17 protein-coding genes and 1 pseudogene are annotated in these 23,989 nt (G+C 61.4%); 13 read left to right on the top strand and 5 right to left on the bottom strand.

The window, feature by feature from the left end; translation table 11 throughout:
* Positions 1-211 precede the first annotated feature (211 nt).
* The 7 genes from phhA (at position 212) to hutW (ending at position 7,222) form a co-directional block, all read left to right on the top strand.
* Complete coding sequence (phhA, locus tag AB5Y91_RS11455) at positions 212-1,006, top strand: phenylalanine 4-monooxygenase (protein ID WP_171276051.1); 795 nt, start codon at positions 212-214, stop codon at positions 1,004-1,006.
* A 40-nt stretch (positions 1,007-1,046) separates the two neighbouring features.
* Complete coding sequence (locus AB5Y91_RS11450; RefSeq protein WP_368169845.1) at positions 1,047-1,385, top strand: 4a-hydroxytetrahydrobiopterin dehydratase; 339 nt, start codon at positions 1,047-1,049, stop codon at positions 1,383-1,385.
* 146 nt (positions 1,386-1,531) lie between these two features.
* Positions 1,532-3,079, top strand: coding sequence for a transcriptional regulator TyrR (gene tyrR, locus AB5Y91_RS11445; protein WP_368169844.1), 1,548 nt, complete (start codon positions 1,532-1,534; stop codon positions 3,077-3,079).
* Positions 3,080-3,274: 195 nt separating this feature from the next.
* The gene (locus AB5Y91_RS11440; RefSeq protein ID WP_368169843.1) at positions 3,275-3,823 is read left to right on the top strand and encodes a YfiR family protein; all 549 of its coding nucleotides are present in this window, start codon (positions 3,275-3,277) and stop codon (positions 3,821-3,823) included.
* Entirely contained in the window at positions 3,820-5,061 is a 1,242-nt protein-coding gene (locus AB5Y91_RS11435) for a diguanylate cyclase (protein ID WP_368169842.1), read from the top strand. The genes AB5Y91_RS11440 and AB5Y91_RS11435 overlap by 4 nt, the downstream gene beginning before the upstream one ends.
* Before the next feature lie 34 nt (positions 5,062-5,095).
* Positions 5,096-5,584 carry an OmpA family protein gene (locus AB5Y91_RS11430; protein WP_106887963.1) on the top strand — a complete coding sequence of 163 codons (489 nt, stop codon included), beginning with the start codon at positions 5,096-5,098 and terminating at the stop codon, positions 5,582-5,584.
* A 264-nt stretch (positions 5,585-5,848) separates the two neighbouring features.
* Positions 5,849-7,222 carry a heme anaerobic degradation radical SAM methyltransferase ChuW/HutW gene (hutW, locus tag AB5Y91_RS11425; RefSeq protein WP_368169841.1) on the top strand — a complete coding sequence of 458 codons (1,374 nt, stop codon included), beginning with the start codon at positions 5,849-5,851 and terminating at the stop codon, positions 7,220-7,222.
* 57 nt (positions 7,223-7,279) lie between these two features.
* Here the strand turns inward: hutW and xseA are convergent, their stop codons facing one another.
* The 5 genes from xseA to AB5Y91_RS11400 all read right to left on the bottom strand — a co-directional run bounded on the left by xseA (position 7,280) and on the right by AB5Y91_RS11400 (position 11,877).
* On the bottom strand, positions 7,280-8,644 hold the full coding sequence (xseA, locus tag AB5Y91_RS11420) for an exodeoxyribonuclease VII large subunit (protein WP_368169840.1): 1,365 nt from the start codon (positions 8,642-8,644) through the stop codon (positions 7,280-7,282).
* A gap of 161 nt (positions 8,645-8,805) precedes the next feature.
* Positions 8,806-9,720 (bottom strand): DMT family transporter, encoded by a 915-nt coding sequence (locus AB5Y91_RS11415; protein WP_368169839.1) that lies wholly within the window; start codon positions 9,718-9,720, stop codon positions 8,806-8,808.
* Positions 9,721-9,928: 208 nt separating this feature from the next.
* On the bottom strand, positions 9,929-10,351 hold the full coding sequence (locus AB5Y91_RS11410; RefSeq protein WP_368169838.1) for an ExbD/TolR family protein: 423 nt from the start codon (positions 10,349-10,351) through the stop codon (positions 9,929-9,931).
* Positions 10,351-11,106, bottom strand: coding sequence for a MotA/TolQ/ExbB proton channel family protein (locus tag AB5Y91_RS11405; RefSeq protein WP_368169837.1), 756 nt, complete (start codon positions 11,104-11,106; stop codon positions 10,351-10,353). Before AB5Y91_RS11405 ends, AB5Y91_RS11410 begins: the two co-directional genes overlap by 1 nt.
* Before the next feature lie 3 nt (positions 11,107-11,109).
* The gene (locus AB5Y91_RS11400; RefSeq protein WP_368169836.1) at positions 11,110-11,877 is read right to left on the bottom strand and encodes an energy transducer TonB; all 768 of its coding nucleotides are present in this window, start codon (positions 11,875-11,877) and stop codon (positions 11,110-11,112) included.
* 432 nt (positions 11,878-12,309) lie between these two features.
* Between AB5Y91_RS11400 and AB5Y91_RS11395 the strand changes: the two genes are divergently transcribed.
* The 6 genes and pseudogenes from AB5Y91_RS11395 to AB5Y91_RS11370 all read left to right on the top strand — a co-directional run bounded on the left by AB5Y91_RS11395 (position 12,310) and on the right by AB5Y91_RS11370 (position 23,946).
* Complete coding sequence (locus AB5Y91_RS11395) at positions 12,310-15,519, top strand: alpha-amylase family glycosyl hydrolase (protein WP_368169835.1); 3,210 nt, start codon at positions 12,310-12,312, stop codon at positions 15,517-15,519.
* Positions 15,520-16,147: 628 nt separating this feature from the next.
* The gene (locus tag AB5Y91_RS11390; RefSeq protein WP_106886946.1) at positions 16,148-16,783 is read left to right on the top strand and encodes a YitT family protein; all 636 of its coding nucleotides are present in this window, start codon (positions 16,148-16,150) and stop codon (positions 16,781-16,783) included.
* A gap of 267 nt (positions 16,784-17,050) precedes the next feature.
* Positions 17,051-18,514, top strand: a complete 1,464-nt coding sequence (gene guaB / locus AB5Y91_RS11385; RefSeq protein WP_368169834.1) for an IMP dehydrogenase — start codon at positions 17,051-17,053, stop codon at positions 18,512-18,514.
* 83 nt (positions 18,515-18,597) lie between these two features.
* On the top strand, positions 18,598-20,187 hold the full coding sequence (gene guaA / locus AB5Y91_RS11380; protein ID WP_368169833.1) for a glutamine-hydrolyzing GMP synthase: 1,590 nt from the start codon (positions 18,598-18,600) through the stop codon (positions 20,185-20,187).
* 381 nt (positions 20,188-20,568) lie between these two features.
* A pseudogene (locus tag AB5Y91_RS11375) lies at positions 20,569-20,841 on the top strand (hypothetical protein).
* Positions 20,842-21,003: 162 nt separating this feature from the next.
* On the top strand, positions 21,004-23,946 hold the full coding sequence (locus AB5Y91_RS11370; RefSeq protein ID WP_368169832.1) for a KAP family NTPase: 2,943 nt from the start codon (positions 21,004-21,006) through the stop codon (positions 23,944-23,946).
* Positions 23,947-23,989: the final 43 nt, after the last annotated feature.

Raw genomic sequence — 23,989 nt, 5'->3', positions numbered from 1 at the left:
GGGGGGGGGGATCTCCCTGCCTGAGCCATTTCCGGGCGGGCCCTCTCCACCACCACGGCACCCCGGGAAGTACATCGTGATGTCACAAATTATTTACATCTGTGGCAGTCAGCCGACCTCGGGGTCGGCTGCTTTTTTGATGGGCAAGCCGTTACAGTGATCCTGAAGAGCAACGACAAGGGGCCTTTAGGGGCCGAAGATGGCAGGGATCATGGCAAGTAGCTACACAGCACACCAACCGGACGATCAGGGCTGCATCCACTACTCGGAGGAAGAGCAGGGGACCTGGCAGATCCTGATCGCGCGCCAGCTCGCGGCGCTCGATGGCAAGGCCTGCGACGCATACCTGGCGGGGCTGGATAGGCTGGCACTGCCCCGGGATCGTATCCCGCAACTGGGGGAGATCAACGCCGCCCTGACCCCCACCACCGGCTGGTCGGTGGCCGCCGTGCCGGCGCTCATCTCCTTCGATCGCTTCTTTGCCCTGCTGGCGGATCGCCAGTTTCCGGTGGCTACCTTCATCCGCCGCCGGGACGAGCTCGACTACCTGCAAGAGCCCGACATCTTCCACGAGATCTTCGGCCACTGTGCCATGCTGACCAACCCCGCCTTCGCCCACTTCACCCACCTCTATGGCCAGCTCGGGCTGAATGCCAGCAAGGAGGAGCGGGTCTATCTGGCGCGGCTCTACTGGTTCACCGTGGAGTTTGGTCTCCTGCAGGAGGGGGAGGGGCTGCGCATCTACGGTGGCGGCATCCTCTCCTCCATCGGCGAGACCGCCTATGCCCTTTCCGGCAAGCCGGTGCTGCAACCCTTCGATCTGCTGGAGGTGCTGCGCACCCCTTATCGCATCGACATCATGCAGCCCGTCTATTTCGTGCTGCCAAGCCTGGATTGCCTCTACCGCCTGGGGCCGCAGCAGATCATGGCGGCGGTGGCCGAGGCCCGTCGCCTCGGTCTGCGTCCGCCCCGCTTTGCCCCGGCCTCTGGCCGGCAGGCGAGCTGAATCCGTTTCCAACCCATTCCATTGATGAAAGGAGTCCCGAATGTCTGAACTGGCAAATCAGCGGTGCGAAGCGTGCCGCGCCGATGCCCCCAGGGTGACCGAGCAGGAGCTGAGCGAGCTGATGCACGCCATCCCCGACTGGCAGCCCCTGGTGGTGAACGGCGAGCTGCAACTGAGGCGAGAATTTGCCTTTCGCAACTTCAAGGAGGCGCTGGCCTTCACCAACCGGTTGGGCGAGCTGGCGGAGGTCGAGTTCCACCATCCGGCGATCTTGCTCGAGTGGGGCAAGGTGACAGTGAGCTGGTGGACCCACAAGATAGGAGGATTACATCGCAACGACTTCATCATGGCGGCACGCACGGACGAGCTGCTGAGCTGAGATCCTGCGCCTCTGCATCTCCATTGAGAGGGCCTGCCCGGTGAAAACGGGGCGGGCCCGCATTTTTATGGGGGAGCGCTCGCACTGGCGGGATCGAGTCTGTATCATCCGGCTATTCAGAATGTTAGCTAGGAAGTGTGTGCCGAATGCGTCTTGAAGTCAGCTGTGAAGACCGTCTGGGCCTGACCCGGGAACTGCTCGACCGACTGGTGGAGCACAACATCGATCTGCGCGGCATCGAAATCGATACCTCAGGCATCATCTATCTCAATTTCCCCGAGCTGGAGTTTCGCGATTTCCAGCATCTGATGCCGGAGATCCGCCGCATTCCCGGCGTCTATGACGTCAAGACCATCCCCTACATGCCCTCCGAGCGGGAGCATCACGAGATAGAGGCCCTGCTCAAGGCGCTGCCGGATCTGGTCTTCTCCCTCGACAGCAAGGGGCGGGTGACCCAGGCCAACCAGGCCGCCCTCACCACGCTGGCGCTGCCGCCGGAAGAGGTGCGCGGGTTGGCGCTCGGCTCCCTGGTCAAGGGCTTCTCCTTCGCCCGCTGGCTGGAGGCGAGCGAGATCAAGCCCCAGACCTGCAAACTCAGCCTCGGCGGCGAGGAGTACCTCGGCGATCTGATGCCGCTGTTCGTGGCCGAAGAGAAGGGCAAACAGGCCCTGGCCGGCGCCGTTGTGGTGCTCAAATCCGCCCGCCGGGTCGGCATGCACTTCAGCGCGCTGCACGCGGTGGAAGTCGGGGGCTTCGAGCACCTGCAGGCCGAGAGCCAGAAGATGAAGGAGGTGCTGGCCCAGGCCGCCAAGCTCGCGATGCAGGATGCCCCCTTGCTCATCGTGGGCGAGACCGGCACCGGCAAGGAGTTGCTGGCCCGTGCCTGTCACGGCGCCAGCCTGAGATCCAGCCATCCCTTCATGGCGCTCAACTGCGCCGCCATGCCGGACAACGTGGCCGAGAGCGAGCTGTTTGGCTACGCCCCCGGCGCCTTTGGCAACAACACCGAAGGCAAGCGCGGCGTGCTGGAGCTGGCGAGCGGCGGCACCCTGATGCTGGACGAGATAGGCGACATGTCCCCCCATCTGCAGACCAAGTTCCTGCGGGTGCTGCAAGACGGCGTTTTCCGTCGGGTCGGGGACGAGCAGGAGGTGAGGGTCAACGTGCGCTTCATCTGCACCACCCAGAAGCAGTTGCTGGATCTGGTGCACGAAGGCAAGTTCCGGGAAGATCTCTACTACCGCCTCAATGTGCTGAGTCTGGCGCTGCCCCCCCTGCGCGAGCGCAAGGCGGACATCATGGCCCTGGCCCAGCAGTTCGTCTCCCGCTTTGCGAGCGAGTTGCAGCGCCCGCGTCCGCGCTTTACCCGCAACATGGCCGAGTACCTGACCGCCTACCGCTGGCCCGGCAACGTGCGCCAGCTGCGCAACTGCCTCTACCGGGCCATGACGTTGCTGGAAGGGGACGAATTAGGCCCCGAGCATGTGGACCTGCCGGTGGCGGCCGACGCCATGCCCCTTATCGACGAGTGGTTCGAGGGGGGGCTCGACGAGGCGGTGAAGCGCTTCGAGAGCCGGCTGCTGGAGCGGCTCTACCCGGCCTTCCCCTCTACCCGGCAACTGGCCAAGCGGCTCGGGGTCTCCCACACCGCCATCGCCAACAAGCTGCGCGAATATGGGATTGGCAAAAAGTAACCCTGAAGGCGTGCCCCCGGGGCGCCCGTCCTGGTCTGTGGCGTTGCCCTCGCTGCGTCGGCCGCTGACGCAGCCGATGCCAGTACGGATAGGCAGCCGCTGGGCGGCTGATAAGCTCGGTGCGACTCCTCTCTGGCACTCCCTCCATGGGCGTCGGACCACCCAGGTACCGATGTGGGCATAAGCGCGGGCATCATGCAGTTTTTCTCCTCCTTTCGGATCCTGGCGTGGCTCACGCCCCTTTGCTGCCTCTGGGTGCTGACCTGCGAGGCGGCACCGGCGACCTCGGCGGAAGTGCGCAGCGAGCTGGTGCGGCAAACCGTGCTCGATATCCTGAGCTACACCCGCTGGCCCAGCGAGCCTGCCAGGTTGCGGCTCTGCGTGGCCGCGCCCACGGAATATGCGGCGTCGCTGCTCACCATCCGCCAGCAGGCCAATGGCCGCCCGGTCGATGTGCATCGCTACGAGGTCGACGACGAGGCGCTGATCCAGCGCTGCGATGTGATCTATCTGGGGGTGCTGGTTCCCGAGCAGCGGCTCTCCCTGTTCGAGCGTCTGCGGGGGTACGCCATCCTCAGCATCAGCGAGCAGAGCCGCGAGTGCATCGCCGATGCGGTGTTCTGCCTGCAGGCCGGCAAAGAGAGGGTCCGTTTTCGGGTCAACCTGGATGCACTGGCCCGCAGCGGCGTGCGGGTGCACCCGGCCGTGCTCAAGCTCGCCAGAGCGGGTGCGGAGGCGCGATGACCATCAATCACGCCAGCCCCCGGCTCACCCTGCGCCAGAGCCTGGGGCGCACCCACATGATGATCTCCCTGACAGCCGTCTGTATGGCGGGCCTCTTCCCGACCATCACGGCGCTGCTGGCCCTGCGCCTCTATGCGGATCACAACCTCAAGCTGGTGGCGCGGGCCATCAGTTACACCGCGGAAGCGGCCGTGGTGTTCGATGACAAGGATGCGGCCAAGGATGCCCTGGAGGCCATCACCTCCCGGGAGGACGTGGCCAGCGCCCGCATTCTGCTGCCCGGCGGTCAGGTGCTGGCGAGCTGGCGCCGGGACATTACTACCCCCTGGAGCAGTCTGGAGCAGCATCTGGCCCAGCTTATCCTGCCGGGACCTGTGGAGCAGCCCATAGTGCGGGAGAACAAGGAGATAGCCCAGGTTCACCTGGTCGGTCACGGCCAGCACCTGCTGCGCTTCCTGTTGCAGACCCTGATGGCGACCCTGCTGTGCCTGCTGCTCAGTATCCTGGGGGCGCTCTATGTGGCGCGCCGGATGCAGCGTTCCATCACGGCGCCCCTCAAGGCCCTGACCGAGGTCGCCTACAACGTCAGCCGCCAGCGCGCCCTCAAGCAGCGGGTGCCGGAGGCCAACATCGCCGAGCTGCACGAGCTCGGGGAAGACTTCAATTCACTGCTCGACGAGCTGGAAGCCTGGCAGGCCCACCAGAAGCGGGAGAACGCCACCCTGCTGCACCAGGCAACCCATGATCCCCTCACCGGTCTGCCCAACCGGGCGCTGTTCGAGGCGCGGCTGGAACAAGCCATCCTGGCCGGGCGCACCCGGCAGGAGCGCTTCGCCCTGCTCTATCTGGACTGTGATCGCTTCAAGCAGATCAATGACAACCTGGGCCATGCAATCGGTGACGAGGTGCTCATCACGCTGGCGCGGCGGGTGCAGCATCAGCTCAGGCCCATGGACCTGGTGTGTCGGCTGGGCGGGGATGAGTTTGTGGTCCTGCTCTTTCCGGTGCATCAGGGGAGTGAGGTGCAGGATGTGATGATGCGGATCCAGCAAGCGATGAGCACCCCCGTGGTCTTGAGCGATGGCCGTCATCTGGGGGTCGGCATCAGCGTCGGCGCCGCCCTCTACCCCGAGCAGGGGGAGACGGCGGATACCTTGTTGCAGGCCGCCGACGGCGCCATGTATGAAGCCAAACGACAACGCAGGGAGGGACACAGAGACGACCAGACAACCACGTGAAATTGATATGGAAAATAATGAAAGGACAAGAATGATGACGTTTTTCAACCTGATGAGAGCAGGTCTGTTCGCACTCTTGCTCGGTGGGCTGGCGGCTTGCCAGAGCGCTCCCCAGGGCCTCACGCAGGCGCAGATCGCCGCACTCAAGGAGCAGGGGTTTCACCTGACCGACGAGGGCTGGACCCTGGATATCTCCAACAAGGTGCTGTTTGCCAACAACGTGGGGGCCCTCAATCCCGGCACCCGCCAGGTGGTGGAAGCCTTGGGCAGGGCCCTGATTGAGGTGGGGCTGAACCGGGCCCGGGTGGACGGTCACACCGACTCCAACGGCGAGGCGGCCTACAACGAGCAGCTCTCGTTGAAACGGGCCCAGTCCGTGGCCGAGGTGCTGGCGTCTGTGGGCATGCCCGCGGCCAACCTGGACATCCGTGGACGCGGTGAAGAGGCGCCGATCGCCGATAACGGCACCGCCGCCGGACGGGCGGAGAATCGCCGGGTCGCCATCATCATAGACAACGGCTGATCTGCCCAGCCCGGCGTCAGCGCCCTGATCCCGCCGCCGGGATCCTTCCTCTGGCCTGATCGCGTGTGTGCCACCACTCTCCCGCCGGAGAGTGGCTCTCTTCCTGCCATTCCTCCTGCATGATCTCGCTTTACATCTGCTCTCGCGCCCAGGCAGAGGGGGAGATGACGCCCTCTCAATGCCCCTGACTTGATCCAGCACAACACAGGGCTTAACTGATATTCGTTATCATTTGCATTATTTCCAGACGGTAACCTGCCAGTGATGACGCCACAGTTCACCCCGACCATGACGGGGCTCGCCACCCCGGATCCCCTGAAGTTCGCCTTCACCGCCAAGACCTCGGCCCATGCCAGCCGGGGCGGCGCAGGCCCCCTGACGCTGGACGACGCCGGCTGGCAAGCCTGGTGGCAACGGCCGAGCGAGGCCCGGGAGCGGGCGCTCTATATCCATGTTCCCTTCTGCCGCAAGCGCTGCAGCTTCTGCAACTTCTTCGAAAATGGCGCCAACCCGGCGCGCATGAGCCGCTATATGGCGGCCCTGTGTGACCAGCTGAGCCGGGCGGCGAAGACGCCGTACGCGCAGAGCAAGCCCTTCTCGGCCGTCTATGTGGGAGGCGGCACACCCACCGACATGGCGGCGGATGATCTGGCGCGCCTCGCCGAGGCTATCCGTCGTTTTCCGCTGACGGCCGATGCGGAAGTGACCCTGGAGGGGCGGCTCAACGGCTTTGATGACGAGAAATGGCAGACGGCCCTGGCGGGGGGCTTCAACCGTTTCTCGTTCGGGGTGCAGAGCTTCAACACAGAAGTGCGCCAGCAGGCGGCCCGTTTCGATGACAGGGAGACACTGCTCGCCCGGTTGGAGGAGCTGACCCGGGATGACGCCGCTGTCATAGTGGCGGATCTCATCTTCGGCCTGCCGGGGCAGGATGACGCCCTGTGGCGCCAGGACATCGCGGATGTGATGACCAGCGGCGTGCACGGGGTGGATCTCTATCAGCTCGTCGCCATGCAGGGCACCAATCTGGATCGGGCGCAGGAGAAGGGCCGACTCGGCTGGTCCGCCGATGGTCAGCAGCGGGCGACCATGTATGCCTATGGCGCCCGCACCCTGGAGCAGGGGGGCTGGCAGCGCCTCTCCTGCAGCCACTGGCGGCGAAGCGAGGCAGAGCAGAGCCGCTACAACCAGATGGCCAAGCGCGGCGCCGAGATCCTCCCCTTCGGTGCGGGGGCGGGGGGCAGCATTCATGGCCACGGCCTGATGTATGGCCGGGATCTAGGGGCCTGGCACCAGGCGCTGGCCGCCGATCTGCGAGCGCCCGGCATGGTGATGAGGCCCAACCCCAACGGGCCCATCGACGGCCTGCTGCGCGGTAGCCTCGATACCGGCTGGCTTGCCCTCGGGCGCTTGCCATCCCCCGTGCGGGCGCATCTGTTGCCGCTTTTTGAGCGCTGGCAGCAGCATGGCCTGGCCGAGCTGACCGGGGAGGCACTGGCGCTGACCCTGGCGGGGCGCTTCTGGAACGTCAATCTGCAGGCGGGCTTGTTCGAGTATCTGCAGTCAAATCCCATGGGAGGGGAGGCGGCAACCCCCGCCGCTCATCCGGGCGGGGCCCGGCATCATTCGCGGGTTTAGCGGGCAGGGGCAAGAGAAGGAGGGAACGAAAGGGGGCCGCTTGACGGCCCCCTTTCGTTATTGGTTGTGCACTTCCTCCACCCGCACCCGCAGCTCCCCCTCTGCGAGCATGGTGACCAGTTGCTGGCCCGGGCTCACCTGGGCGGCGCGGCTTATCACCTCGCCACTTGGCGTGCGGGTGATGGAGTAACCCCGCCCCAGGGTGGCCAGCGGGCTCACCCCGTCGAGCCGCGCACTCAGCATGGCGAGACGGTGGGCGGCCAGATCCTGGCGCTTGCTCATCAGGCTATGGAGCCGCTCGTCCGCCAGCTGGTGGCGGCGCTTGCCGGCGGCCAGCAGCGTTGAAGGGCTCCTGGCCTGCAGCCGCAGCTCGAGGTTCGCGAGGCGCCGCTCCCCCTGATGCAGGCGCAGATTGAGCAGCTGCTGCAGGCGGCCGGACAGCTCGTCCAGACGTTGGGACTGCTGCTCCAGCCGGCGCTTGGGATCCTGGTGATCCAGCCGCTTTTGCAGCAGCGCGAAGCCATGGCGGGCGGCGGTCTGGCGCCGGGAGATGGCCTGCAGCAGACGCTGCTTGAGGTGAACCAGGCGCTGGGCGCGGGCGCTTCTGTCCGGTGCCACCAGCTCGGCGGCGGCGGAAGGAGTGGGGGCGCGCAAGTCGGCGGCGAAGTCGCTGATGGTGACGTCCACCTCGTGGCCCACCGCGCTCACCACCGGAATGGCGGAGCCTGCGATGGCGCGGGCCACCGCCTCCTCGTTGAAGCACCAGAGATCTTCAAGGGAGCCGCCGCCGCGACCGACGATGAGCACATCCACCTCGGCGCGGCGGTTGGCAAGAGTGATGGCCGCGACTATCTGGGAGGTGGCGGCGCTGCCCTGCACCTGGGTCGGGTAGATGAAGACCGGCAGATCCGGCGCCCGGCGCTCAAGCACCGTCAGCATGTCGTGCAGGGCGGCGCCGGTGGCCGAGGTGACCAGCCCCACGGCGCGGGGCTCGCGGGGGAGCGGGCGCTTGCGGCCCTCGTCGAACAGCCCTTCGGCGCCGAGGCGGCGCTTGAGCTCCTCGAAGCGCAGGGCCAGCATGCCGTCCCCGGCGGGCTGCATCGATTCGATGATGAGCTGGTAGTCGCCGCGGGGCTCATAGAGGGAGACCCGCGCCTGCACCAGTACCTGCATGCCATCTTGCGGTCGGAACGGCACCCGGCGGTTGTTGCCCTTGAACATGGCGCAGCGCACCTGGGCCGAGATGTCCTTCAAGGAGAAATACCAGTGGCCCGAGCTTGGCATCGCCAGGTTGGAGAGCTCCCCCGTCAGCCACACCAGCCCCAGATCCTGCTCCAGTATCATGCGCACGGCGCTGTTGAGGCGGGTGACGGTGAAGATCTGCTGTTGCCTGCTCTGGCTGGATTCGTCGAGGTGGTTCAAGGCTGGCCCTGCTGCTGTGTCCGCCGGAGCGGGGAGAAAACGATGGGGCACATCTTACCCCAGTTCAGCCCATCCGCCGAGTCCGTGTCTGCGGCAGCAGCGGCGTCTGGCTTCAGTCTGCCTGTGCCAACATCCGAGCCACGGGGCCCGGCAGATGGCATTCAGCCCTGTGGCTGCGCTTTGGCCGGTTTGGCGGCCCTGCTCGGGCTCACCACCAGCCAGACCGCGAGACAGACGATGGCGCCGCCCGCCACGAAACCGCCGGTGAGGGGCTCGCCCAGCACCAGATAGCCCCACAGGATGCCAAAGGGCGGGATCAGGAAGGTGACCGTCAGGGAGCGCAGGGGCCCGATATCGGCGATCAGCCTGAAGTAGATAAGATAGGCGAGGGCGGTGCAGATGAAGCCGACCGCCAGCACGCTGGCCCACACCTCGGGGAGGGCCCAGTTGACGGCGGGGCCTGTCACCAGGGTGTAACCGAAGAAGGGGAGCAGGAAGAGGCAGGCGCCGAGCTGGCTGCCAAAGGCCACCAGCTTGGCATCGAGGCCGCCCCGCTCGCTGATCCAGCGCCGGGTCAGGAAACCGGCGCAGCCATAGCAGGCGGTGGCGATGAGGCAGGCCAGCACGCCGGTGACGAGATTGCTGGTCAGGTTCACCTCTCCCGTGGTGGTGATGAGGGCTATGCCCATCAGCCCCAGCATGACGCCGCTCCACTTGCGCAAGGTCAGCGTCTCGTTGAAGAAGGAGAAGCCGATGAGGGCCCCCATCAGCGGCGTGGTGGCGTTCAGGATGGCCGAGTAGCCGGCGGGCAGCCAGAGAGCGGCGATGGCGTACATCAGGAAGGGCACGCCCGAGTTGATGATGCCGAGCACCATGATGGATTTGAGCTTGCCCTGGAACTGCATGGGGGTGCGCAGCAGCAACAGCATGGCGGCGAGCCCGACCAGGGCGAAGAAGACCCGCAGGAAGGTGGTGTTGACCGAGCCAAAGGCGGGCGCCGCTATGCGCATGAACAGGAAGCTGGCGCCCCAGATGGCCGCCAGCACCAGCAGCCGCACGTAATCCGATGTTCTCATCTTCTCTCCTTGAAATGAGGGGTATGCGCCCGGGACCCTGAATGCAGAGTCCGCATCATGCGGGGGTGTCCCTCTCTTGGCAACCGGGGAATGGGGGCAATGAACCAGGCATCATCCGATGCCCGGTGGCGTCAGCCGTCCAGCCCCCATCTTGGGGATCCGTCTGTGTGGCTGGCTCATCGAGATCATCTGGCGCTGGCCCCGAGCCTCACTCGTTTTCCGGCTGACTCACGAAGGCAATCTTGTGCAGCCCGTGCCGGGAGGCCTGGGCCATGACCTTGGCGATGAGGCCGTACTCGACCCCCTTGTCGATGCGCAGCTGTATTTCGGGGATCTCGGGCTTGGTTTCGCCAGCCTCGCTCATCCGAGTGAGCAGGGTCTGCTCATCGACGGCCTGGTCGTTCCAGTAGATCTTGCCGGCGCCGTCGATGGAGAGCACCACATCTTTTTGCCTGGGTTGATGGACCTGGCTGCTGGCCTCGGGCAGCTCGAGCTTGACCGCGTTGGTGAGCAGGGGGGCCGTGATCATGAAGACGATGAGCAGCACCAGCATGACATCTATCATGGGGATCATGTTGATCTCGGACAGCGGCTGATCGTCCGAGTCACCTGGGAGTTTGCCAAAGGCCATTACATCTGCCCCTGTCTGGCGCTGTCGACGGCGGCCAGCGGCGTCACCCTGGCGCTGGTCTGTTCGACGCCGGTCACCAGCAGGGCGAAGAGGTCATAGGCAAACTCGTCCAGAGCCGCCAGCTTGAGGCGATTGCGCCGCACGAAGAGGTTGTAGACGAGCACTGCCGGCAGGGCGACGGCGAGGCCGAAGCCGGTCATGATGAGGGCCTCCCCGACCGGGCCTGCCACCTTGTCCAGGCTGCTCTGGCCCGCCGCTCCTATGGCCAGCAGGGCGTGATAGATGCCCCAGACGGTGCCAAAGAGCCCGATGAAGGGGGCCGCCGAGCCGACGGAGGCGAGGAAGGTCAGCCCCTGCTCTAGGCGAAGACGCTCGGCGCTGATGGCCTGGCGCAGGGCGCGCAGCAAGAATTCGTCGGGGGAGCTCAGTGTGAGGGAGGCGGCCCGTCCCTGGGAGCGCTCAATCTGGGCAACCGCCGTCAGCGCCGCCCCCGTTATCCTGCCGCAGGCTTCCCTTGGGGGCGTCTGGGCGAGCTGGTGCGCCATCGCCTGCACGCTCCCATGCTGCCAGAACTCATCCAGGAAGCGAGCGTTTTGGCGCTGCTCGCTATGGTCAAGCCAGAGCTTGAGCAGCCCGTAATAACAGGTGCCGAGCGACATCAGGACCAGCAAGATCAGCGGGACCAGGCCCACCCCAGTGTTTTGGCTGAGCAGATGAGCCATGCCCATGCCGCTTGTTTCGATTTCCGGATTCATGACTTATGCCCCTAACTTGAAAATAATGGTGACCCCGGCCCAGGCTGCGACGGCGTTGTCATTCTGCCTGGCCGGAATGAAACGCCAGCGGCTGACCGTCTTGCGGGCAACCATGTCCAGGCGCCGATGACCGCTGCTGCGCTCGACCTCCACCGACTCCGCCGTGCCCTCTTTGCTGACACGGACCTTCAATACCACCCGTCCCTCTTCTCCCCGTCTGCGTGACTCCGGGGGGTAGGGGGGCTCTGGGTTGTTCAATCTGGCGTCCCGGGCGATGGGGGCGCTGCTGCCCCCGCCTGTCCCGCTCTGGCTCGTCTTGACCGGGGTGCTGTTGCTGCCGGGACTCAAGGGATTGGCCGCGGTCAGCTGTGCGGCTGGGGCCGCCGGTGCCGTCACCGGCTTGGCCTTGGCGACAGGTTTGGCCACGGGCGCTGGCGGCGCCTTGGGCACCGGCCTGGGGGCGGGCTTCTTGACCACCGGCTTGGGCTGCTTCTGCTTAACGGGCGTGGGCGGCTTGACGACCTTCGGCGGGGCCGGGGTGAGCGCGGGCGCCGCCGGTCTGCCCGGCGCGTCATGCTGGTTCGACTCCCCGGCCCAGCGGGCAGAGAGGGTAATGGGGTCGGGGGGCGTGACGGGGGCGGGGCGGCTGCCTTGCATCAGCCACATGAGGGCGAGGTGCAAGACAAGGGCGACGGTCAGGCAGGCAAGGTGAACCGGGCCCAATCCCTGCTGGTCGCGGCCGTGGGTCGGCCTCATTGCGCAGGCATCCATCAGCCTGCCTCCTTGCTGGTCGTCATATTCGTACTCAAATGCCCATGGAATTGGTCCCGGATCCGGGCCTTGGCGCCCAGCATGCGCCATCGGATAGTGTGCAAACAAGAAACATTATCAATCGCGTTTTAATCGCAACCCTCAGTAAACAGGCACTGCCGGACCCTGACAGGGGCGCGATAAAGCGATGGGATGCTAGTGGCAGGCGCCGGGCTTCACCCCGGCCCGCGGCCTAAGCAGAAATGAAAGCGCTATCAATCACATATGCATTATTTGCGGGGCGATTCAGGTCACATTTCATACGTATCGGCCATGAGTCGGCTTGTGCACGCCCTAGACTGGCGTGACTCATTCGAAGGCGGGAATGTAGCGGATGGGGAATGCCGGGGCACACCGGCATCACACACAAAAAATGAAAATAAAGGACTATCAATGGCTAGATGGATACTCGCGGCCGGATTGTTGGGAACCCTGATCACGGCGCCCTGCGGGGCGGCGGCGGAGTGGTTCTTCCGGGGTACCGCGAATGGTTGGGCGGCGACCGCCATGGTGTCGACCGATGGGCTCAACTTTGATACCTGTCAGTTCTTCCTGGGCGGGGACGCCAGCGGCGGCCCGCGCTTCAAGATCGACCGATACGGCAACTGGCAGCAGAGCTACCCAACCGCCGACTACGCGGTCACTGCCAACACCCACTATCAGATCCGCATTCATGCCGGCACCCAGGCCATCACCACCACGGCGGTGGCGAGTTGCGAGGCCGCGGGGTTTGCCAGGACGCTGCCGCAGCTTCAGGTGCGCGGCACCTTCAATGGCTGGGCCAGCCTGCCCATGACGCTGGTGGCCGACCACCTGTGGCAGGCCGAAGCCTATATGGATGGCAAGGCCAACCAGCGGCTCAAGTTCGATCAGGCGGGGGACTGGGCCATCAACTTCGGCGACAGCAACGCCGATGGTGTGCTGGAGCGCAGCGGCGGCGACATCCTCTGGAGCGGCACGGGAATGGTGCGCTTCCAGGTCAATGACGAGACCCAGGCCTACAGCATCACGCCGCTCGGGGACGACAACCAGCCCCCCATCGCTGTCATCACCCCGGGCGGCACCCTGAATGTCGCTGTGGGGGATGTGCTCACCTTAAGCGGCAGCGACTCCACTGATCCCGATGGCCAGATTGCCAGCTATCTCTGGAGCAGCGGCGAGAGCACGGAGAGCATCAGCGTCAACACGGCTCAGGCGGGCACCTTCACCTATGGCCTGACGGTCACCGACGATCAGGGGGCCAAGAGCAGCAGCAGCGTGAGCCTGGTGGTGGCCGCCCCCCAGACCGGCGGCAACTGGTATTTCCGCGGTACTCCCAACAACTGGGGCCTGACCGCCATGACCAGCGAGGACGGAGTGACCTTCTGTACCGAGCAGGCCTTTGGCAGCAGCAATCCCCGCTTCAAGATTGATCGCAAGGGGGACTGGACCGAAGCCTACCCGGACCAGGACTACAAGGTGAGTGCCAACACCAGTTACCGCATCTGCTTCGATAGCCAGGACAAGACGCTGGAGGTGGCCCCCCTGGCCGGCGCCGACAATCAGGCGCCCACTGTGACAGCCACCCCGGCCCCGGGCAGCTATGCAGAGGCGCAGTCCATTACCCTCTCGGTGAGCGACGATAACGACAGCGCCCCCAGGGTCCATTTCACCACGGACGGCAGCCAGCCCACCACTGCGTCCCCCCTCTACGCCGGCCAGGCCATTGTCGCCAGCGACAAGGGTAGCGGCACCGATCTGGTGATCAAGACATTGAGTGTCGATGGGACCGGTAATCAAGGGGAGCAGAGCTTCAGCTATCAGATTGGCGAGAGCCCGGTGGCGGGGGGCGATTTTCGTGGCGAGAGCATCTATTTCCTGCTGACCGCCCGCTTCTACGATGGGGACGGGAGCAACAACTATTACAACCGGGACCGCTACAAGGCGGGGGATCCCCACTGGCGTGGCGACTTCAAGGGGCTCATCGAGAAGCTCGACTACATCAAGGATCTCGGCTTCACCGCCATCTGGGTGACGCCGCCGGTGGAGAACCGCTCCGGCCTCGACTATCACGGCTATCACGCCTACGACTTCTATCGGGTCGATCCCCGGCTGGAGTCGCCGGGGGCGGGCTACCGGGAGTTCATCCAGGCCGCCCACGCCAAGGGGATCAAGGTGATACAGGATGTGGTGATCAACCACTCCAGCCAGTACGGCCTGCGTGGCAAGACCTGGATCGATCGTCTGCCGGTCAAGTACTACGTGCCGGCAGGATCCAGCCAGGGGCTCATCAACAACGGGCCCTATCAGGGCAACCTCGGGGACTACGCCAGCGCCAACCGCTGTGACGATGACAACCCCGCCGCTCCCGACTGGTACAAGGCCCGCTGCCAGTCCGATCCGGCCGGCACCCAGCCCCTGATCGATCCCAAGACAGGGGCCAGCGTGCCGAGCGCAGGCTACAACCCCAACCGCTTCTTCGGCATCGATGCCCAGACCCTGGATCCCAGCTGGTATCACCTGGACGGTTTCATGTCCGGCGGCGACTGGGAAAACCCGCTCGCCCTGCAGCGCAAGCACATGGCGGGGGACTGCATCGATCTCGCCACCGGCAACCAGAACGTCAAGGATTACCTCAACGGCGCCATTCGTCAGTACCTCGACATGGGGGTGGATGCCATCCGTATCGATACCCTCAAGCACATAGAGCGGGACGAACTGCTGACCTATGTGCACGACTGGCAGGCCCACAAGCCGGGGCTGTTCGTGTTCGGCGAGAACCTGGTCAAGGGCACCGGCTGGGGATCCGAGCTGGCCAACGACAACGCCTCCGCGGTGATCCGCCCCTGGTGGTACACCCGCACCACGGCGAACCCGGCCAATCCTCGTGCTGGCGGAGATTCGGGTCTCTCGGTGCTGGACTTCTCCCTCTTCTCCACCTTCCGTGACAACGTCACCAAGGGGAGCTTTGGCGGAGTGGGGGGGATCTTCGCCATGGACTGGGTCTATGGGGATGCCACCAAGCTCATCACCTTCTTCCAGAACCACGACGTGGGGCCGGACAATGACTTCAAGTACCGCTATGGCGGGGAAGAGGGCAATGCGGCCATGACCTATAACCTGCTCTGGACCGCCCGCGGCATCCCGACCCTCTACTACGGGGAGGAGGTGATGTTCCAGGCCGGCAAGCCGCAAGACATCGACGGGGCCACCATGACGGTGGATCAGACAGGCCGTGCCTACTTTGGGGATGTGCTGGACAACCCGGCCACCCCGAGCCATCCGCTTTACCAGCACATCAAGCGCCTGAACCAGATCCGCAAGGCGGTGCCCGCCCTGCAGAAGGCGCCCATGAGCCAGGTGAACGAGTGGGGAAGCGGCATCAGCTTCGTGCGCGATCTCGGTGCCGAGGGGAGCTACGCCGCCGTGGGCCTCGCGGCCAACTCTGCCCAGCAGATAAGCCTGAGCGGCCTCAAGAACGGCACCTACAGGGATGCGGTTACCGGCACCACGGTCAGCGTCAGCAACGGCAACCTGAGCTTCCAGGTGCCCGCCTACTCTGCCCGAGTCTGGGTGCTGAACGGCCCCGGCAAGGTGGGGGCAGACGGTAAATACCTCAAATAAGGGGTGCCTGTGATGGTGTGCAGCGAGTCAGCCTTGGGGCCGACTTTTTTATGGCGCCGAGGCATGACGCGGGGGATGAGGGCTGGCGCATCCCACCTAGGTCGCACCGGGCGAGGCAAGCGCAGGGCCCAAGTTGCACACCTTTGGTGCGATTGCCCTGATATGGTGCATTTCCTTGTTGTTTGCCCTTGCGCCCAATCCCGCAGAAACATGTCAGACAGCCCCATGGCGCCCTCCTGGCGGGCATCTTCCATGCTGTAAAGTGACATTTTATCGGCATGATCAACCGAATAAACGGGTTTATTAGGAAGGACCACGACATGTTTTTGGGTTAATTGGGTAAACATGCTGATCCAGCACGGGAGTCGATCCCAGGATTGGTATGATCCATCTGTTTTTTGATGGATATACGGAATTTAAATTCGATTTTTGATGGTATATCGGACTCTTGTTTTGATTGGCGCTCTTTTTGCTGTGACTTGTCAGGCCCATGATGGCGATGTCAGGGGCAGGGGGCCGCAAGGTCGGGGGCTGGTGCCAGCAGGCTGAATGCACCGCCGCCATCCGTGCCGGAACGGTCTGGTTTTCGGGCAAGGGACGCCACAATCAATTCGTGTCAAGGAGTCATATGGAAGGTGAAATGACCATGCAGCCGGCGGCTGTGGGCAGAGGGTTGGCCCACACCCTCAAGGACGACGTCTACGGCATGATCCTCGGGGTCATGTTCATCGCGGTCGGCCTCAATCTGCTCAAGTGCTCCGGCATGATCACCGGCGGCATAGCGGGCATAGCCCTGCTGCTCGCCCACGTCAGCAGCCTGCCCATAGGGGTGCTCTTCTTCCTGGCCAACCTGCCTTTTCTGGTGTTCAGCTACTTCACCATGGGGCGGGGCTTCATGCTCAAGACGCTGGTGGTCAATGTGGCGCTCTCAGCCGCGACCCAGGGGGTGCCGCTGCTCTTGACGGTGAGCTACATCCACCCGCTGTTTGCCGCCCTGGTGGGGGGCACCTTCCTCGGCATGGGGGTGCTCTCCCTCGCCCGCCACAACGCCTCCGTGGGGGGCATAGGCGTGGTGACGCTCTGGCTGCAAAGGCGCACCGGCATCAACGCAGGCAAGAGCCAGATGCTGCTCGATGTGCTGGTGTTTGCGCTCTCCCTGCTCACCTTGCCGCTCTCTCTGCTGCTCTGGTCCACCTTGAGCGCGCTCGCCATGAACGCCATGCTGATGAACTGGCACAAACCCGGTCGTTATCAGGGGGGCTGAGTGGCGGCCCCGAGAGGGGGAGGGAATTGTTAAAAAGTGACCCTAGGTGCGCCTGGCGGGCATTTGGCTGCCAACGGCAAAAAAGATCATCTTGTCGCGAAAAAAGGCATGGTTACGCCTGAATTTATTGGTTTTTTGCCCCGTTGGCGGCGTTAAACCGGGCTACACCATAAAAAATTCAAAAAACTTCTTTACCAGTGACCAATGCATGAGTAAAATTTGTCGGCAATATTTTACACCCCCACTCCTCAACGGTGAGATATTGCCATGCTCAGGATTGCCAAAGAAGCGCTGACCTTCGACGATGTACTGTTGGTTCCAGCACACTCCACTGTTCTTCCGAATACCGCCGACCTGCGTACCAAGCTCACGTCTGCTATCTCCCTGAATATCCCGATGATTTCCGCTGCCATGGACACAGTGACCGAAGCCCGTCTGGCTATCGCACTGGCCCAGGAAGGCGGTATCGGCTTCATTCACAAGAACATGTCCATCGAGCAGCAGGCTGCCGAAGTGCGCAAGGTCAAGAAGTACGAGAGCGGCGTGGTCTCCGACCCCGTCACCGTACGCCCTGACATGACCATTGCCCAGGTCAAGGAGCTGAGCCACAAGAATGGCTTTGCCGGTTACCCTGTGGTCACTGACGGCAACCAGCTTGTCGGCATCATCACCGGCCGTGATGTGCGCTTCGTGATCGATCTCTCCCAGACCGTTGAACAGATCATGACCCAGAAGGATCGTCTGGTCACAGTGCGTGAAGGGGCCCCTCGCGAAGAGGTGGTTGCCCTGATGCAGAAGCACCGTATCGAGAAGGTGCTGGTGGTGAACGCCGACTTCAAATTGAAGGGCATGATCACCGTCAAAGACTTCCAGAAAGCCGAGCGCAAGCCGAACGCCTGTAAAGACGAGCGCGGCCGTCTGCGGGTCGGTGCCGCCGTCGGTGCCGGTGCAGGCAACGAAGAGCGCGTCGTCGCCCTGGTGGAAGCCGGTGTGGACGTGCTGCTGATTGACTCCTCTCATGGCCACTCCCAGGGCGTGCTGGATCGCATCAAGGCGACCCGCGACGCCTATCCTGAGCTGCAAATCATCGGTGGCAACGTGGCCACCGCCGCCGGCGCCCTGGCGCTGGTCGCTGCCGGCGTCAATGCCGTCAAGGTCGGCATAGGCCCTGGCTCCATCTGCACTACCCGCATCGTGACCGGTGTTGGCGTACCCCAGATCACCGCCATCTCCGACGCTGTTGACGCCCTGGAAGGCACAGGCGTGCCTGTGATTGCCGATGGCGGCATCCGCTTCTCCGGCGACGTGGCCAAGGCCATAGCCGCGGGCGCCAGCTGCGTCATGGTGGGCTCCATGTTTGCCGGTACCGAAGAGGCGCCGGGCGAAATCGAGCTCTATCAGGGCCGCTCCTTCAAGTCCTACCGCGGCATGGGGTCCCTCGGCGCCATGTCCAAGGGCTCCAGCGATCGCTACTTCCAGACCGACAACGCCGCCGACAAGCTGGTGCCGGAAGGGATCGAAGGGCGCGTGCCGTACAAGGGCCGCCTCAAAGAGATCATTCACCAGCAGATGGGCGGCCTGCGCTCCTCCATGGGCTTGACCGGCTGCGCCACCATAGACGACATGCGCACCAAGGCCGAGTTCGTGCGCATCTCGGGCGCCGGGATGAAAGAGTCCCACGTCCATGACGTGACCATCACCAAAGAAGCCCCCAACTACCGGATGGGCTGATGAAACGGGGCTCTGGCCCCGTTTCTTTAACACGTTTTTATCCCCACGCTTTTTGTGATAAATCAGCCTGATGCAGGAATAAAATGACTAAAGACATTCACCAGCACCGCATCCTCATCCTGGATTTCGGTTCCCAGTACACCCAGCTCATCGCCCGTCGTGTCCGTGAAATCGGCGTCTACTGCGAGCTGTGGGCCTGGGACGTAACCGAAGAGCAGATCCGCGAATTCAATCCGAGCGGCATCATCCTCTCCGGCGGCCCGGAATCCGTGACCGAGGCGGGCAGCCCCCGTGCCCCCGAGTACGTTTTCAACGCCGGTGTGCCGGTATTTGGCATCTGCTACGGCATGCAGACCATGGCCGAGCAGCTGGGCGGCAAGGTGCAATCCTCCACCCTGCGTGAATTCGGTTATGCCCAGGTCGAAGTGCTGGGCCACTCCGGCAAGACCAGCGCCCTCTTGCGCAACATCGAAGACGCCATCGCAGAGAACGGCCACGCCCTGCTGGACGTCTGGATGAGCCACGGCGACAAGGTCACCGAGATCCCGGCCGGCTTCACCACCATAGCCCAGACCGCGACCTGCCCCCATGCGGCCATGGCCGATGAGGCCCGTCGCTTCTACGGCGTGCAGTTCCACCCGGAAGTGACACACACCCGTCAGGGTGCCCGCATGCTGGAGCACTTCGTCAAGGAGATCTGTGGCTGCGAATGCCTCTGGACCCCGGCCACCATCATCGACGACGCCGTCGCCCGCATCCGCGAGCAGGTGGGTGACGATGAAGTGATCCTGGGCCTCTCCGGCGGCGTGGACTCCTCCGTGGTCGCCATGCTGGTGCACCGCGCCATCGGCGATCGCCTGACCTGCGTCTTCGTCGACAACGGCCTGCTGCGCCTGAACGAAGGCACCCAGGTCATGGAGATGTTTGGCGATCACTTCGGCCTCAAGATCGTCAAGGTCGATGCCGAAGAGCGTTTCCTCTCTGCCCTGGCAGGTGAAGACGAGCCGGAAGCCAAGCGCAAGATCATAGGCCGCGTCTTCGTAGAAGTGTTCGACGACGAAGCCAAGAAGCTGAAAAACGCCAAGTGGCTGGCCCAGGGCACCATCTACCCGGATGTCATCGAATCCGCCGCCAGCAAGACCGGCAAGGCCCACGTCATCAAGTCTCACCACAACGTCGGCGGCCTGCCGGAAGAGATGAAGATGGGTCTGGTGGAGCCGCTGCGCGAGCTGTTCAAGGACGAAGTGCGCCGCGTTGGTCTCGAGCTCGGTCTGCCCTACGACATGCTCTACCGTCACCCCTTCCCGGGCCCGGGTCTGGGTGTGCGGGTGCTCGGCGAGGTGAAGAAAGAGTACTGCGACCTGCTGCGCAAGGCTGACGCCATCTTCATCGAAGAGCTGCGCAAGGCCGACCTCTACAACCAGGTCAGCCAGGCGTTCGCCGTCTTCCTGCCGGTGCGCTCCGTTGGCGTCATGGGCGATGGTCGCAAATATGACTGGGTCATTGCCCTGCGCGCCGTCGAGACCATCGACTTCATGACAGCCCACTGGGCCCATCTGCCCTATGACTTCCTCGGTCATGTGTCGAACCGCATCATCAACGAGATCAACGGCATCTCCCGCGTGGTGTACGACGTCTCCGGCAAACCGCCCGCAACTATCGAATGGGAATAAGCGGTTAACGCCTCTCCCTGTCGATAACGTAAAACTGTCAAAAAGGCGCCCTTGAGGCGCCTTTTCTTTTTTCAATCGTTTGCGCCACACATCTTCTTTTTCCGAGCAGCTTTTTCGCCGCTTTGCCCCTGTCATATGTGACAGGGGCATTTTCGCGATCCCGCACCAGGCTCTCTCATGCCAATTGAGCCCGTTATCATCAATCGCTCGTGGCAAGGGGGGGGCCTACGTTCATGTGTAGACAGCCGCGAAAACTGGCCCATCGTCATCACGCCAAGCGGCACTGATGGCACCCCGGTGGTGACCGGACACCACTTGAATCAACGGGGCGGAACCCGAACAGCCAAACGAGCAGGGACAAGAGATCACGGAGGGTTTGTTATGTCAGAACAAGCAGTGCTGTTGGGCGGATGGACTGCCTACCACAAGCTGAGTGCCAAGGATCAGGCCGTATTCAACCAGGTGCTGGAAGGATTTGTCGGGGTGCAGTACACACCCTTTGAAGTCTCCACCTAGGTCGTCGCCGGTACCAACTACCGTTTCAAATGCAAAACCACAGTGCCCTTGCCCAACCCGATCCACGGGGAAGCCGTGGTGCAGATCTTCCAGTCTCTGGATGGCTCTGCTCATATCACCTCCATCACCCCGATCTGATTGGGTTGTGGGGCAAGGCGGGAAGGGGGAAAAGTCACCAACCGACTAGCCTCCAAACCTAACCAATAAGAAAGACGCCCGAGGGCGTCTTTTCTTTTTCCAATCGTTAGCGTGGTAAAGTAGCTTTCCTAACACTGCAAGTAACATAGAAAGGAGAAGTCGATGGCGAGTAAACCTTCAGCGATGAAGATGCCCGAACTATTGGTTTTCGCGAGGATGCTCTTTATTGGCTTTGTTGGAGCTGAAGTTGCACGTATCTTTTTCCTATTAGGAACTAGCTTCGCCCAGCAACTTGTTGATGTATCTCTCTGCCTAAAGGCGATGGGAGTACTGACAGGTTTAGGTATTTCTCTGCTTTACGCAGTCAAGAGAAATGCTCACTTGGCAGCTATGCACATAGTTCGGAGTTATCGTGTTGACTTGTTGGTAGGGGTAGTTATTGGAGTTTGGTCAAACAAATTGGCTTCGCCTTGGCTTGCAAAGATACATGCTGCGTTCAAGTCTGCGGATCCGCAATGGGCTCCGGCTATTCTCCTTCTTTTCTGTTTTATTCTGCTATCGCCATTTTTGCAAAAAAGATCAAGCTCTAAAAAGCAGACTTCCCAGCTCTATTTCATTGCAGACGAGGAAATTGAGGATAAGAAGGACGATTTACTTACAAATGAAGTACAGGCTAAATCGTTTGCAGAGACTGTTCTTGCAAGTGGCTCACATCCGGGGCTGGTCTTCGGTGTTGATGGCCCATGGGGTGTAGGTAAAACGAGTTTTATTAATCTGGTTGAGCGTTATTGGGACGATGCTGCTGACAAGGTTCTTGTTTGTAGATTCGAGCCGCTACGTTATGCCTCTGAACCTGATCTTGCTGACCGCCTAATTCGCGATCTATCTGCTGTGATTCAAGACAAGGTATTTGCGCCAGAATTTAGACCGGCAGCTTCGCGATATTCACGGCTCATCAAGGGAAAAGCCGACGTTTCATTCTTGGGGTTCAAGCTTTCGCTAGAGCCTTCACAGGAAACAGTCGATGAACTTCTCGACGATATTGACGAGGTCCTGCGCCGTATAGATCGGCGTGTAATCATCGTGATTGATGATCTAGACCGTTTGGACGCGAAGACGATGAACAATGTTCTATTTGCAACGAGGAGGACGTTCAAGCTGTCTCAGGCAACATATGTTCTTTGCTATGACACGGAAATACTTACTGGAAACAAAGAGGAAGGGGAAAGAGCGCGCGAGTTTTTGGAAAAATTTGTAACAGTCAAGCTAAGCCTGTTCGTGGACACCTCCAGTCTTTGTGACTTTTTGCGACGTGATTGGGCGCGCGATGAGAACCAACTTGGTTCGGTGTCCTCTGACACAATGATCAAACTCGGTGTCGTACTAAACGAACTGGCGGATATTTTGGGGAGTGATTTGGCGGCTAATTATCTGCCCTTTGTTGGTAATTTGCGCAAATTAAAGCGATTCGTCAACGCAATGCTCCTGATGCAAATCGAGAAAACTGACTTGGGGAGAACAGACTTTCACAAGCGGGATCTTATCAACCTGATGCTACTGCATTTGAACTACCCAGGGCTGTTTCGACGTATCTACGCAGAAGAAATAGATGGGCGAAGTGGTACTTTTTCACTGCGGCGAGGAGAAGGGTTCAAAAATGCTGAGACGTTTGCACCATTAAAGGATGAGTTACCTACTGCTGCTTGGTTCTTATTATCGCAGTTGTTTGACGCAAGCATTCTGGATATTGGCTCTGGCAGTAATGTTAATGAGTTGGATCTTCGCTCCAGGGCATGTTTTAACAACAATGGTTTTAGGAATTTAGAGGCATACCTCAAGCTGATAGTTCGTTTCGTAACACCAGAGCCACAGAAAACATTTGTTCTGTACCAAAGTGCAGTAGAGCGAGTTAAAAAGGGGGTATCGATCGCTTCAATACTCACGTCGCCAGACTTTGAGTTGATACGCGGAGAGCATGCTCACGATCAGTTTTGGCGTGTACTGGTCAATCAATCCCATGATTTCAAAAATGCACAGGCAGAAGATGCCATAAGCACGCTCATTAAGTATCTGCCACATTATTCTGCATTCAATAGCGACGATCAGGGGTTGCGTCAGCGGTCAATTTACTCTCTGTTGCGGTTGTTGGATCGTGTAGGCTGGGGCAGATTCTCGGGAAGACGACCTTCGAATAATGCTGACCATATCATAGAGATCGCGTGGCGGTTATTCGGAGAAAATGCATATCGAGGGAAGAGTCTTCTTGAACGACTTGTAAGCCCTGAGCGTGGAGTTCTTGGTTGGAATGATCTCATGATATTCAGGCTTGAGTGTTCCTCTGATCGTGGAGGACAACTGTACAACCTGCAGAAAGCACTTATTGTGCATCAAGATAAGAGTGCCGCCACATCAGGGCTAGTCAGTGAACTTGCCTTGATGGGAATGAGGAAACTCTCGCAAGAAGTATTTTCCCTCTTCAAGCGAACTTATATCGATTCACAACGAAATTTCTTTGCAGAGGTTAATGATGAGCCAGTTGATATATTTCTTGGGACTGCCTTTGTTGAGCATGTCGGGGAGGCATCACAAAATTCTGAGTTAGCAGAAGAGGGCTCACTTTCTCGGAAAGTAGCCATTGCGCGCAACATAGTTAACATATTCGTTATCTACCAGCTTAGTAATTCAAATCCGCCCAATGGTTCAGGAGTTGGCTGTGGGTACTATGACGAAAGTGGGTTTGGAGACGGAGGTGGTATAGCCAAGGCGATGAACGACTACGTGTTTGGTACCTGCTTCACTCCCGAAATTCATGAGAACAACGTGCTTCTTTTCCTTGACCACTGTTTGTCAAATCTAAGTAGTACATTCTTTTTGGGCAGAGATGAAGATGGTTATATTGCAACCAAAGGAGCACTTCCTGGAGGCCTGGATTCGAAAGCGATGGGACATTATTGGGTTAAATATCGCAAGCAGATTCGTGAGCTTAAGCTACATACTATCGAACGATGTGTCTTCACATCGAATTACACCGCCTTCTATAGTGATGACCTTGATGGCGTATTCACAGTGCTCGATGAACTGGCTGACGAATGTTCTATGTCGTGATTGATTACTCATTACGGCTCCGTCTGGGGTTTGAGCAAATGAC

It is taken from the genome of Aeromonas sp. R4-3 (assembly GCF_040908275.1).
Lineage (GTDB): Bacteria > Pseudomonadota > Gammaproteobacteria > Enterobacterales > Aeromonadaceae > Aeromonas > Aeromonas rivipollensis.
Note: the sequence above shows the minus strand (reverse complement) of the source record. Positions and strands in the feature narration are given on the sequence as shown.